The sequence below is a fragment of the Acinetobacter higginsii genome (genome assembly GCF_000369845.1).
GTDB classification, from domain to species: Bacteria; Pseudomonadota; Gammaproteobacteria; order Pseudomonadales; family Moraxellaceae; genus Acinetobacter; species Acinetobacter higginsii.
Window position 1 is genome coordinate 578,870 of sequence record NZ_KB850214.1, and the last position, 14,041, is coordinate 592,910.

The following is a 14,041-nucleotide window of genomic DNA, read 5'->3' on the forward strand; positions in this document are numbered from 1 at the left end:
AAATCCCAAACACTTCGCAAAGTGAATGGGATAACGATATAAATATTTCACTGGAGGAATGTATATCGTGAAGCTGCTATTTTTATCACACCTTCGCCATTAAAATAAATATTACATCACAAAAATAAACAAATTCATCTGTTTAATTAACTTTACGCGCTATGGATGAACAAGTCGCCAGCATATCCGTTTCAGCATCAATAACTTTCGTTTTTATATCCAATAAACTTAACATGGTTGGAAATAAATTATCCTGACTCAATACTTCATTTTTTTGATTCGACAAGCATTTTATCTGCTCAGGATTGGAGTGTTTCCAAAGTGCAGAAAACCACATAATCATCGGAATATGTGTTTGTTGTTGAGGTGCAATCATATAAGGGGCTCCGTGTAAATACATCCCACTTTCACCTGTGGATTCCCCATGATCCGACAAATACCATAAGCCTGTTTCATATTGTGTATTCTGTTTTAAAGTTTCAACCAGTTGGCTCAAGATATAATCGGTATATAACAAAGTATTGTCATAGGTATTTTGCAAAGCTTCACGGCTACACCCCTGAATGGCATTGGTATCACATGTGGGCCTAAAAACTTTAAATTGGGGTGGGACGCGCTTGTAATACGCTGGGCCATGACTGCCTAATTGGTGTAGTACAAGCAAACGAGGTTGTGTATCCCCTTGAGGAATAGATTTTAGATAGGATTGCAAACTATCAATTAAAATCTCATCAAAACATTCTCCGCCCTTACACCATTTTTTCTGAATCGGTTCTGCAATCTTATACATCTCAACCCGGTCACAAACGCCCTTGCAACCAGAATTATTTTCAATCCAAGTGACCTGATAACCAGCACGTTGTGCAATATCAAGTAAGCCCTCTCTACGAATGGCTAAGCGCTCATCATAGGATTTACGTGGCATCCCTGAAAACATACAGGGAACAGAAACAGCCGTTGCCGTGCCACACGAACTCACTTTAGAAAAATTCAAGATGTCTTGTTGAGCCATTTCAGGATTGGTGAGTTTGCTGTACCCATTTAAAGAGAAATTTTCAGCTCTGGCTGTTTCACCCACCACAAGCACCATCAGTTTGGGTAATGCATTTTCACGTTGTAAAAGCTTGGCATCTTCACCATAACTGATGAAGGGTTGATTCTTCTTTGGTGCCTTCTTTTTGTAATATGAAACAAAAGAGCTAATCATATTTTGTGGCGAAATCATTCCTTTTAAACTACGATTTTCACGGAAAATAGCTGCAAAATCGACATAAAAAATAAACAGCATAACGATGACAATCGATAAAGAGACAACAGCAGTTAGAATTTTTTGAGTAAATTGAAACATAAAGGGTTTAGCTTCATGTCTAATTTTAACCACGACTACAACAAAAATAGGCAGAATGATCAGCCCAAATATCCAGACCAAAAGATACCAAGACCAAAGATCCCGTGCTTCTGTAAAATTGGTTTGCATCAGATTCTGGATTTGATCAGAAGTAATCCATACACCAAGTGACGTCACAGTGTAGGATGCAAATCCACCAATTAAGATCAGACCAATCGCAATGGGTTTTGCTGTCCAGCGCCAGTTAAAAATCTGAAATATAAAATTATATGTAAAGATCACGACCAATATAGAAGCAATCAAAAATAGAAAACTTTGGATACCTGAATAAGGGGTTAGATCTTGAATTTTCACAAAGAATGAAAAGTTCAAAAATAGACCCAGCCAGATTGCCAATATAAAATTAAACCATAATAATGAAATATCTCTTCCAAATATATTTTTAAGCCAAAGCATTTTAAAATCCCGAAAACCAGACACCCCAGCTTTTTTAGAAATAAATAAAAATTAAAAACAAACCCCGAAAAAGTAAACAACTTTACTTTAAAAAGTATATCTCAAATTTAATCTATTTTTTTAATATGACAAAAATGTAATTTACGTGTCATCCTAAATTAAATTCACCATTAAGTTTAAGAGTAAAGAAAATATTTTATATTACTATCAATTTAACCATAATTATTTAATGTACTACGAGCTGTATAAACAAAGTCAAAACAGAAAAAACTGGCATAAAAAAACCACATCTGAGGATGTGGCAAAAGGTGTAACAATGCTTGTTCGGCTTTATTAGGGTTTTAGAATAGAACGGTTTGCTTAAATGAAGCTGAAATGAAAGCATCATGCTTGAACATTCTCATATTGAATATCATGCTGTTCCCTCAGGTCTGTGTTAACGCTCATGATGATCGGAAAGTACAAGCAACAAAAAGCCCTTGTTATCACAAAGGCTTTTTGAGTTTGGTTAAAGCAATCACAGCTAAATTAGATGCTTAGCACACATTTTAAATTTCGATCTGGCTACCCAGTTCCACTACGCGGTTGGTCGGGATTTGATAAAAATCACTGACTGGACTTGTATTACGTTGCATTGAAATAAATAAATGCTCCCGCCAAGGTGCCATGCCATCCCCGACACTATGCATAATACGTTCACGTGAGATAAAGAAGCTAATCTGCATCAAATCATATTCAAACTCTAGCTGCTCATAGGCTTGAGCCAATGCACGTGGTACATTCGGCTCGTCTTTAAATCCATAGAAAATTTTAATCCGATAGAAATGATTATCTAAAGTTTCAACATGAATGCGTTCTTCTTGCTGAACATAAGGGACATCTTCAATTACGACAGTCGCCAGAATATTGCGTTCATGTAACACTTTATTATGCTTAATATTATGCAACATGGCATGTGGAACCACATTCGGCGTACCGGTCAGGAATACCGCATCTCCTGGCACACGATGTACATTATCGCCAATACTTCTTATGAATAAATCGAGTGACAATGTGTCATGTTCAAGCTTGGCAAAAGTGAGCTCTCGACCTCGCTTCCAAGTCATGAGGATGATCATTGCTACAGCACCAATTAATAATGGCACCCAACCACCTGAGAATATTTTTAAAGATGCAGCGGCAACCAAAACTGACTCTAGAATGAAAAATGGAATAATAAGTAGAAATACCTTCGGTAAGCTCCATTTCCAAGCATAGTAAATAAAGACAGCGACCAAAATCGTATCGCAGAGCATGGTTAATGTAACCGCTAAACCATAAGCACTGGCAAGGTTTGAACTGGTCTGGAAGATTAAAATTAGAATTAAAATTGCAATCAGTAATAGCCAGTTTAGAAAAGGCACATAAATCTGCCCTTCTTCTGAATCAGAGGTATGTTTAATCCCTAATCTTGGTAAATAACCCAATTGAATTGCTTGGCGTGCCAAGGAAAACACCCCAGAAATAACCGCTTGTGAAGCAATCACCGCGGCCATAGTCGCCAAGATAATCATCGGGTATAACGCCCAACTTGGCACCAATAAATAGAATGGGTTTTCAATCGCTGCGGGATGTCGCAGTAATAGTGCACCTTGGCCTGCATAGTTTAAAACCAAGCAAGGTAACACGACACTGAACCATCCAAACCGAATCGGACGTGGGCCAAAGTGTCCCATATCTGCATACAGTGCTTCTCCTCCAGTGACGGTTAACACTACAGCACCCATAATAAAGAAAGACTGAACTGGATGAGTGAAAATAAACTGTATTGCCCAATGTGGACTCACCATCCCCAGTACAACTGGTGTCTGTATCACACTGGCAATACCTAAAATACCAAGTGACAAAAACCAGACTAAGGTGATTGGTCCAAAAAACTTACCGACAAAGGCTGTGCCATGTTTCTGCATCAAAAACAGCGTGGTCACAATCACAATCGCAATGGGCACAATGAAAGGGTCAAGCACATTGGTGGCAATGGATAAGCCTTCAACTGCGGAAAGAACGGATATGGCTGGGGTGATAATCCCATCTCCAAAGAATAAAGATGCTCCAATAAAACCAATTGCGATGAGATAGATTTTTTTTGTTTCTGATAACTTCGCTTTACGCAGGTTCAAGGCCAATAAAGCCATGATCCCACCTTCACCATTATTGTCTGCACGCATGACAATCGCGATGTATTTAATACTGATGATCAGCATTAAGCACCAGAAGATAATCGACAAAATACCTAATACATTTTCAGGTTGAATCCCCAAACCATGAGCCGCATGGAAGGATTCCTTTAATGCATAGAGAGGACTTGTTCCGATATCTCCAAAGACCACCCCGAGCGCTGCCAACGCTGTGGCAGGTAATGCTGCTTTTTTTGTAGTATTTTGCATAATGAGCTTTCTTTAACTGTTATAGGGCACGACTTTGGTCATTTATTTTCTTTAAGCATATGCTCTATTTCTCGTGAAGAATACCCTCTCTCTTTAAGAATCTGAACAATAATCTGCTGTATTTCTTTCGATGCACCGATATATTTTTCGACCAGCACATCTACGCGATACCCCATCAGTATCTCTTTTTTATTAAGAAGCAAGTTATGAACATGATTGTCTTGATCAGATGTATTAAAGAAACCCATTAATCTATCCATAAGAATGATTGCAAAGTGTATTTTAATAAACTTAAAAAAATGGCCGCGTAAAATTTGCGTAAATTTTTAGGTGACGTCATCTAAGCACAACATGTCCAAGCTCTCCTAAAACCACATTCGAAGATCTAACTTTAAGAAATAAATTTAAGTTTGGGTTACTTTGGCCAGATAGTACTGAAGCCAGCATTCTAGGTGCTTGCTTTTTAATAGTTGAACTTGTTCGATATCACACAGAGTAAAGGGGGATGGCCTTGGTTCATATTCCCAATTTAAATGGGATTAGCACAGATAAGAAAAAAGCCCTTGCAATAACAAGGGCTTTTTGAATTTGGCGGAAGCGGTGTCCGTCTAACAACTGTCTCACACCGTCCCAAACAATACTATAAAAATATATTTTTCAATATCTTAAAACAATATTAGTCTAACAACGTCTTGTCTAATCCTACTAATTCCAGTATTTTATGAGGGGTAGGTTGTGGGGTAAATTAGGACATGCCAAAAAAATCTAAAGAGCTATCTGCACTCAGTGTAGCAAAAATTAAAGCGACTGGACGACATTCTGTAGGGGGTGTTGACGGCCTTTGTTTAAATGTCGAAGGCAATTCACGCGTCTGGATTTTGCGTGCTGTAGTAGGCAAACGCCTAGATAAAGATGGAAAGTTAAAACCTCATCGCCGTGATATCGGCCTTGGCCCCTACCCTGAAGTTTCTTTAGCTGAAGCCCGTGCTAAAGCAACAGAATTAAGATTACAGATACGTAATGGTATAGATCCAATTGCTCATAAGCAGGAACAACTTGAAAAGCATCTTGTCCAACAACTACGAAACAAAACATTCATTGAATGTGCGAAAGTCGTTATTGCCAATAAAACTCGTGAACTCAAAAATGAAAAGCATATTGGACAATGGTCATCAACACTAGAAACCTATATCTATCCAACGTTAGGTGATATTAACATTGGCACAATTACCAAAGTCGATATTGCCGAAGTTCTTAAGCCTATCTGGATTGAAAAAAATGAAACAGCCAAACGTATTCGTGGGCGTATAGAAACTATTTTTGATTATGCCAAGGCTATGGGGTATTTTGAAGGGGACAACCCTGCCGCATGGAAAGGCAATCTTGAGCCTATCTTAGGTAACCTAAAGCAAGAATCACGCCCTCATCCTTCCCTGCCTTATGAACAAGTTACTGAATTTGTCCAACATCTGAGACAAAAAAAAGGAATTTCACCAAAAGCTTTGGAATTTACAATTTTGACTGCATGTCGTTCTGGCGAGGTTTTCGGGGCCAAATGGCAGGAAATTGATTTTAAGAATAAGGTTTGGATTATTCCTAAAGAACGTATGAAAGCAGAAAAGGAACATCGTGTACCTTTGTCTAAAGAAGCAATAAATTTACTTGAGTCCATTCGAGAATATACTCAACTACAAGATTTTATCTTCCCTGCACCTCGTAGTGGTGAAATGCTTTCTGACATGTCCTTGACTACATTGATCAAGCGTATGCATGAGCAGAAGTTTAAAGAAAATGACTTAGGCTATATTGACCCTAAACAGAATCGCGTGATTACAACACATGGTTTCCGCTCTACATTCCGCGACTGGTCAGCCGATAAAACTGATTACCCACGTGAAGTATGCGAACATGTACTTGCTCATAAACTCCCTGATGAAGTAGAAGCAGCCTACTTACGTGGGGCATATCTTGAAAAGCGTAAAAGCTTAATGAGAGATTGGGCAAAGTATTGCCATCAATAATAATTGTTATATATTACTGAATAGTAAAGTAAAAATAAGGTTCTATACGTGGCGTTAGAAGCAGGCGGTTTTGCTGAGAAATTGGGCAACTATTTTGAGACAAATTGGATTGCCAATCAATTCATTAGACTTCTTCAAGAAAAAATTGCTTATGTCACTATAGAGCCCATAGGTACTGATGAAGTAGGCGTAGACGTTATTATTGGGCGACTAGATGGCAAAACAGAACACCATCAATGCAAAGCTGGAAATGGAAGCAATGAATTTTGGACTCTTTCAGCCTTAAATAGTACAAGCATATTAAAAAATGCCAAGTTCCAGATTGAGCAAGGCACTGAAATATTTAATCTTATTTCTCCTTTAACTTGTAAACTCATGTCAGACTTCCGTTTAATTGCATTGAATTACAATGGGGTACCTCAAGATTTTTTAACTTACCAAATTAACTCTAGCGCAGAAAGACAAAAGGATTTTTTACAGCTATGCACATATCTTGGTTTGGATATCCAACAAGATATACATTTGGAACGTGCAATTAATTTCCTACAAAAATTTGTAGTGACCAGTTACTCTGAAGATGCCTATCAACGGAATGAGCTACTAGATAAGGCTTCTATACTCTTTTTTGACCAACCGATTAATGTGATTAATTTTCTAAAAACTTATCCTGTTGGCTTTAATAGGCTTAGGCAAAAAATTACAGCTTCTCAACTATTAAACGATCTTGAGGCCCACGGTTTCAGTCTAAAAATCACTCCTAATGATGAAAGAATCACGACTGTTATTAGACAACTATCAGAAGAGTTCGTTAATTCTATTGAACCTCATCTTATTACTCAAAATGTTATCCCACGTCCTGAACTCAAAGACATTGTTCAATCAGTAAATGAAACAGCCGTCACTCTTATTAAAGCAGAAGCTGGTATGGGTAAAAGTGTTGTCTTATTGGACTTACATCGCCAGTTACAAGAACAAAATATTATTAGTATCCCCATAAGGCTTGATCGAAAGCACCCTGAAAATAACATAGATCAATTCGGGCAAGATTTAGGCTTTCCCTCCTCCCCTATTAGCTGTTTAAAAAATTTTGCGAAACACCAAAAAGTAGTGATTCTTTTAGATCAACTAGATGCTATACGTTGGACAGGATCACATTCAAGTAATGCCTTAGAAATATGTCGTCAATTAGTAAGACAGATTCTTAGTTTACGCCAAGAAAAGATTCAAATTAGTATTATTCTTGCTTCTAGAGATTTTGATGCACAGGAAGATGCAGCCCTTTCAAGTTGGATTGGCAGCCTTAGCAGCCATCTTAATGAAATTAGTATTTCCACATTAGATCAATCAATAGTTAATGATCTCATCAAAGATTATGAGGCTTATAATTCACTGACTGAAGAAAAAAAGAAAACTTTACAGATCCCTTTATGGCTTAATATTTATTTAACGATCGCAGAAAGAATTCAATCTGCTCCCCAGTTTACAAATAAGTTAGAATTGGTACGACTCTTTAGAGAGAATCGCTTAGACCTCTTAGAAATTAGTCACCACATTTCTAAACAAGATGCGATAAATCTTATCGATATTATTGTTGAACAAATGTCTCGTAACTCACGCCTGAATGTGAATGAAAATACTCTCCCTTCAGGTAGCCAAAATACATTACATGCTTTAATTTCTGTAGGACTATTATCTAAGCAAAGCACTAGAATAAGTTTCAGACATCAAGCTCTTTATGATTATCAAATCGGTCTTAAGTTCTTTAATGAGGCTATCATATCTACTGACCATCTAATTCAAATGCTTGGAAACCGTAGCGAACAAACCTTAACCAAGCGTGAGCATTTAAAGTATGCTCTCAACCTTTTACTTGAAACAGATCAAACCTCTTTCTGTAATAGTATTAGAGCAATAATTTTTAATGAAAATATAAGATTTCACTTAAAGTATTTAGCCCTCAATTCACTAAAAAATTTAAAAGATTTAAAAAAACCAGCTAAGCTCTTGATTGATGAAATTATTGCAGAACCTAACCTATTTATTAAATTCCTAAACAACAGTTGTTATGAGAATGTCTCAATTTTATCCTACCTTTCAGAAAAAAATTATTTGAATAGTTGGCTAAATGACCATAATCCTGAATTGCTAGATATTACTTTAAGATTACTTAGATCGATTGCAGACTATTCACCATCTCTTGTTCTCTCTGAAATGAAACCATTTATAGGGAAGTCTGAACAATGGGATAAATATGTCTATAACACCTTATGCTGGGATATCGCTAATGACTCAGTAGAAATGTTTAACGTACGCAAACAGCTTATAGCATCAGGCTGTTATGTCAATTTTATCAACTGGAAAGATCTTTCTAGAAAGAATCCCCTACGAGCCTTAGACCTGATTGAGTTAATGTTGGATCATTATAAAGATATTATAGAAATTGATTATTATTCTGAACAACGTTCTAGCAAACCTAAATTTTCAAATAGAGATAACTGGTCAAGTATCGAACTGGATGAAATTATCACACTCGCTGATGCAATTCCCCAAGAAACTATTCGTAGATTACTTGCTCACTTATCCACTCTCTTAAGCAGTACAAATAATGAGGAACTACCGTATCACTGGTTATCTAAAAATACTAGATATAATAATGACCCTGTAGCTAATTTAATTCATGGAATAATTGAATTACTCGAAAAATCAGCGGAGAACTTGCATGACCAATCTAATCTTTTGTTTGACTTAGTTCATAGCTACAGCGACAGCCAAAATTTTGTACTCAATCATATATTAGCTAGAGTTAGCATACATCTATCACTAGAGTATTCAGATTTTATCATAGAATGGCTTTTATCCAATCCAGAAATACGCTTTGAATGTGGAAATACTTACAGAGAACCAGCATGGATATTATCAGGAAAAATAATTGAAAAATTTTCTCCTTCTTGTTCAGAAACCTTATTTAATAAATTAGAAAATCGAATTTTAATTTTTTCTTCCTTTGATTATGACGAGATAAAAAGACAGCTTAAATATAGAAGAACAGGGTATTTCTCTCATTATTGGGGAGAAACTCAGTACTTTTTACTGCCAAAACTTGATAAAAAAAGGCGGTCTATCCAAGCAGAAGAAATGATCCAGATACTTAACCGTAAGTTTGGTCAATCTAAGTCATCAGATTTTTGTAAAACTTACGAAATAAATAGTGGTTGGGTCACCTCTCCTATACGCAGCGCTAATCATCTTTCTGATAAAGCATGGACTAATTTAATTCTCACGCCTGCTACAGAATTTAACTCATTCAGATTAAAACGTATTAATGGAGATACCCTAGCAGAAGCAAGTATCCATCAATTTTCTAATGCATTAATTACTGCTACAAAGAATCAGCCTGTTCGCTTTTGTCGATTAGCTTTATCATTACCTAAAGATATTGATCGTCAATATATTGAAGCTTTATTTCGAGGCTTACGTGATTCCAGCTTATCGAATGTTACTGAACCATATCGTGATAGTTGGCAATCCCCTCCTATCGAATTAATTGAGCAAGTATTAGCCCACTTTTCACTAATAGATGATGGTCACGCTTTAATTGATTTATTAGACACTCGCATAAAAATATTGTCTCCACAATATCTTGAACAAATTGAATATTTAGCGATAAATTCAAAGGATCCAATACAGGGTAAGCTTAATATCTACAACCCTCAAAAGGGAAATAACCCAGAAGTTATTTCAGCTGAAGAGCTTAGGGGTAATACAATTAACTGTGTAAGAGGTAAAGCTTATTTGGCTATTGCCGAGCTCTTTTGGAATGATAAAGAATATGCTTTGTCTCATAAGCATTTTGTAGATTTAGCTATAAATGACCCTCATCCAGCAGTAAAAATGGCTGCACTGGAACTCTTAGCTCCTTTGTTAAATTATGATGAAGATTTTGCCTTCACCCAATTTCTTGCTTTATGCAACAAAGACCTAAGAATGGCTTGTGGTTATGAGTCACATTATTTTTTCAATAATGGTTTTAAAGGTAAACATCAAGAAGATTTAATTTCACTTGTTTTGAAAATGTTAAGCTCAGGATATCAAGACGTTCGTAAAGAGGCTGCACGCCAAATTTATGCTCGTTGGTATTTTTATGACCTCTTTCAGGAGGAACTCAAAATCATTTTTAATGACACTGGTATTCTAAAAGAAGGCTGTACATCTGTAGTTAGCCAGCTTTTATGTGATGGGCATGGAGATGAAAATTTAGAAAAATTGCAATCATCTTTTGAGATATTAGTTAATGATAACGATGAAGGTACCCTACGTTCAATTAGCAATATCGTTGGGCATGATGAGTTTTGGAACAAAACAAATTCAGCAGAACTATTTGAAATATTTGCCAACTCTAAAGCTGCTCATTTTAACCTATATGGCTTATTTCATTATTTTGAAAACAAAGGTGATAGTTACACTGAATATAGCTCATCACTTTTAAAATTAGTTATTAATATAACGACTAACTCAACCATCAACAGTGAATTTAAAAATGAAAGGTTTCAAGACTCAGAAATTATAAAAGTTGTACAACGTCTTTATGATGAAGCAACAGATGATGAAGATAGCGAAACTCTTAATATTTGTTTAGATATATGGGACTACCTATTTCAGTCAGATGCTTTTTCCTCACTTGTTCTGAGGACAACCAACCATATAGAAAATGGTCTTCTAAGCTAATTGATAAACGCACTACATGAGAGGCATGTAATTCAATAGATCTATCTAATAAAACCATTCACCTCACACAAGACAGAGGATACATTTTCAATATGTCTCTGTCCAAGGTGAAATGCATTATCTTTCTTTATTTGATTGAGAAAGTACTGAAGCTGCTAATGTCTTTGTTGTCTCACTATATTTTTCACTCTGCAATACTTTGGAAGCTTTTGACTCCATTTGTCCCCCAGTTTGTTTATTAGAATGCGTTTGAGCTAATGCCGATCCAGCAAGTTCCTTTTGAATTGCTGAAGATGAAGGGTTGCGTAGCACCTCTGAAGCTAGGCTGCCCACCACGTTAGATGTTTGTTTTGAGTTTTTTGACATGATAGATAATCTCAATTAGTAGAATTTTTAGAATATCTTTTTTCAAAATTTGTTCAATATGTAAGCGACACAATCTGTCGCAACAAAACTCTTATCACTTAAAATGTTATCTATTTTTTTATAAAAATTCAAACTAAAATGTTATATATCAATAAAATAAGTCATTTAAAATCATAGGAAAAATAGATATCTTTTTTTGAATTTTGAAAATTAAACTCCCAGATACAGTTTACTCAACTTAATATTTATTCTGATATAAGAAATCGTTTATTCATATTTGTACCACAATAAAAATTATGTAATATATTAAACAAATAAGTTGAGTATATTACATGAAAATATCCTTACTCATATCCTCATTGCCTACGCAGAACACAACCACTCGTATGAGAGTCTGGCGATCCCTCAAAGCCAGTGGCGCAGCAATTCTAAGAGATGGGGTCTACTTGCTCCCTATTTCCCATAGGGAAAAGTTTGACCCTATTGCTAATGATGTTATCTCAGAACAAGGGGCTGCTTATATATTTCATGCAGAGCAACCTATAAACCTTGAATTAGCCCCTTTATTCAGTCGGAAAGAAGAATACGATACCCTCTATAAACAACTCTCTGAGTTGAGAGATCGCCAGTCTAAAGATGAAAAAAAAGAGTTGCTCAAGCAAATCCGTAAATTAAGAAAAAGTATTGATGTACTCGTAGAAATTGACTATTACCCCGATGAGACTCAAGCACAGGTTTTAAATGAGCTATCTTCATTAGAACTTTCAATTGCACGTCTTGGTGAAGTGAATGAGCCTCAAGCAATACAAGCTCACATTCAACTTCTAGATAAAGCTAGTTATCAGAATAGAATTTGGGCAACACGTAAGAGACCTTGGATTGATCGTCTAGCCTCTGCATGGCTAATAAAGACATTTATTGATACCTCACCAACATTCATTTGGTTAGAAACACCAAGTGACTGCCCAAAAGAAGCATTTGGATTCGATTTTGATGGTGCAACTTTTAGTCATATCAATCATTGGGTGACCTTCGAAGTTCTTTTACATAGTTTTGATCTAGAAACACCCGCATTAAAGAAAATCGCTGAAATTGTTCATTACCTTGATGTAGGTGGGATTGAACCTCCCGAAGCAATTGGTATTGAAAAAGTTATTCAAGGAATTCGAAGTCAGATAAGTGACGATGACCAATTATTTGCATTATCGAATCACATTTTCGATGGCTTATATGCCAACCTATCAAGAGAATAATCATGGAACAAGAACAAGCCGCTGCACCCGATGAGCCAGCACAGCCAGTTCATTTTTGGCAAGCCTTCTTATTTTGGCTTAAATTGGGATTTATTAGTTTTGGTGGACCAGCGGGGCAAATTGCTGTCATGCACCAAGAACTTGTTGAACAAAAACGTTGGATTTCTGAAAAACGTTTCTTACATGCTCTCAACTACTGCATGTTATTACCCGGACCTGAAGCTCAACAATTAGCAACCTACATAGGTTGGTTAATGCATAGGACTATAGGTGGTATTGTTGCAGGTGTCTTATTCGTTTTACCTTCGTTATTTATCCTGATCGCCCTTTCATGGGTCTATGTAAAGTTTGGTGATGTTCCTATCATTGCTGGCCTCTTTTATGGAATTAAACCAGCTGTTGTTGCTATCGTCTTTCATGCAACTTACCGGATTGGCAGCCGATCTTTAAAGAATAAATTTTTATGGGCAATTGCTGCACTTGCTTTCGTTGCTATCTTTTTCTTTAACCTACCATTCCCCTTAATTGTTCTAACCGCTGCAATCATTGGATACTTGGCAAGTAAAAAACATCCAAGTTTTTTTACGGGTGGAGGTTCACATCAGCAAGGCAAAAAAGATTATGGCCCTGCATTAATTGATGATGATACACCAACCCCAAAACATGCCATATTTAGTTGGAAGCACTTAGGAAAAATATTGTTCATTGGTGCGATCTTATGGTTTACACCAATTATAGCTTTAACCCTAAGCCTAGGGTGGGATCATGCCTATACACAAATGGCTTGGTTCTTCACAAAGGCTGCGCTGTTAACGTTTGGTGGGGCTTATGCCGTATTACCTTACGTATATCAAGGTGCTGTAAATTTTTATGGCTGGTTGAGTCCAACCCAAATGATTGATGGCCTAGCACTTGGCGAAAGCACCCCAGGTCCTCTGATTATGGTTGTTGCATTTGTAGGGTTCTTAGGTGGATTTAATCATGCACTATTAGGAAGTGATCATGTATTTTTAGCAGGTGCTTTAGGTGCTGTCATTGTTACTTGGTTTACTTTTCTATTTTCTTTCATTTTTATTCTAGCTGGTGCCCCGATTATCGAATCGACTCATAATGAATTAAAATTTACCGCCCCTTTAACAGCAATCACTGCCGCTGTTGTTGGCGTAATTTTAAATCTTGCACTTTTCTTTAGTTACCACGTTTTATGGCCGAATGGTTTTGATCATCCATTCAACTATGAAGCTCTGTTTATTGCAGTTGCAGCATTCATCGCCTTGTTCTATTTTGAAGTCAAAGTCATGTATGTGATTTTTGCTTCCGCATTCTGTGGCTTGATTTTATATATTGGTGCAAGAGGTGGTCCCACATGTTTGAACAACTAAAAGCTTATTTATAAGTGATACTCTGCTCTAGTTAAGCTACCTTATTTTGTTGTGGTAGCTGGTC

The 14,041-nt window shown here is 36.5% G+C and carries 8 protein-coding genes; 4 read left to right on the top strand and 4 right to left on the bottom strand.

Annotated features, from left to right (window positions below; genetic code table 11):
* Nucleotides 1-142: 142 nt before the first annotated feature.
* The 3 genes from F885_RS09640 to F885_RS09630 form a co-directional block, all read right to left on the bottom strand.
* Entirely contained in the window at nt 143-1,804 is a 1,662-nt protein-coding gene (locus F885_RS09640) for a phosphoethanolamine transferase (protein WP_005316734.1), read from the bottom strand.
* Between the two features lie 548 nt (nt 1,805-2,352).
* Complete coding sequence (locus F885_RS09635) at nt 2,353-4,230, bottom strand: potassium transporter Kup (protein WP_005316737.1); 1,878 nt, start codon at nt 4,228-4,230, stop codon at nt 2,353-2,355.
* Nucleotides 4,231-4,268: 38 nt separating this feature from the next.
* Nucleotides 4,269-4,478: a hypothetical protein gene (locus F885_RS09630; RefSeq protein WP_005316741.1), complete on the bottom strand. Its 210-nt coding sequence runs from the start codon at nt 4,476-4,478 to the stop codon at nt 4,269-4,271.
* 504 nt (nt 4,479-4,982) lie between these two features.
* On the opposite strand from F885_RS09630, the gene F885_RS09625 reads away from it, so the two are divergent.
* Together F885_RS09625 and F885_RS09620 are read left to right on the top strand one after the other, a co-directional pair.
* On the top strand, nt 4,983-6,251 hold the full coding sequence (locus F885_RS09625) for a tyrosine-type recombinase/integrase (RefSeq protein WP_005316743.1): 1,269 nt from the start codon (nt 4,983-4,985) through the stop codon (nt 6,249-6,251).
* Nucleotides 6,252-6,299: 48 nt separating this feature from the next.
* Nucleotides 6,300-10,976, top strand: coding sequence for an NACHT domain-containing protein (locus tag F885_RS09620; protein ID WP_005316747.1), 4,677 nt, complete (start codon nt 6,300-6,302; stop codon nt 10,974-10,976).
* Between the two features lie 117 nt (nt 10,977-11,093).
* Here F885_RS09620 and F885_RS09615 read toward each other — a convergent pair whose 3' ends face one another.
* Nucleotides 11,094-11,342: a hypothetical protein gene (locus tag F885_RS09615; protein WP_005316751.1), complete on the bottom strand. Its 249-nt coding sequence runs from the start codon at nt 11,340-11,342 to the stop codon at nt 11,094-11,096.
* Between the two features lie 332 nt (nt 11,343-11,674).
* Between F885_RS09615 and F885_RS09610 the strand changes: the two genes are divergently transcribed.
* Entirely contained in the window at nt 11,675-12,595 is a 921-nt protein-coding gene (locus F885_RS09610; RefSeq protein WP_005316753.1) for a chromate resistance protein ChrB domain-containing protein, read from the top strand.
* A gap of 2 nt (nt 12,596-12,597) precedes the next feature.
* Nucleotides 12,598-13,977 carry a chromate efflux transporter gene (gene chrA / locus F885_RS09605; RefSeq protein WP_005316756.1) on the top strand — a complete coding sequence of 460 codons (1,380 nt, stop codon included), beginning with the start codon at nt 12,598-12,600 and terminating at the stop codon, nt 13,975-13,977.
* Nucleotides 13,978-14,041: the final 64 nt, after the last annotated feature.

Coding starts and splice junctions, on each gene's coding strand:
- F885_RS09640 (WP_005316734.1), bottom strand. CDS start 1,804: ATGCTTTGGCTTAAAAATATATTTGGAAGAGATATTTCATTATTATGG.
- F885_RS09635 (WP_005316737.1), bottom strand. CDS start 4,230: ATGCAAAATACTACAAAAAAAGCAGCATTACCTGCCACAGCGTTGGCA.
- F885_RS09630 (WP_005316741.1), bottom strand. CDS start 4,478: ATGGGTTTCTTTAATACATCTGATCAAGACAATCATGTTCATAACTTG.
- F885_RS09625 (WP_005316743.1), top strand. CDS start 4,983: ATGCCAAAAAAATCTAAAGAGCTATCTGCACTCAGTGTAGCAAAAATT.
- F885_RS09615 (WP_005316751.1), bottom strand. CDS start 11,342: ATGTCAAAAAACTCAAAACAAACATCTAACGTGGTGGGCAGCCTAGCT.
- F885_RS09610 (WP_005316753.1), top strand. CDS start 11,675: ATGAAAATATCCTTACTCATATCCTCATTGCCTACGCAGAACACAACC.
- chrA (WP_005316756.1), top strand. CDS start 12,598: ATGGAACAAGAACAAGCCGCTGCACCCGATGAGCCAGCACAGCCAGTT.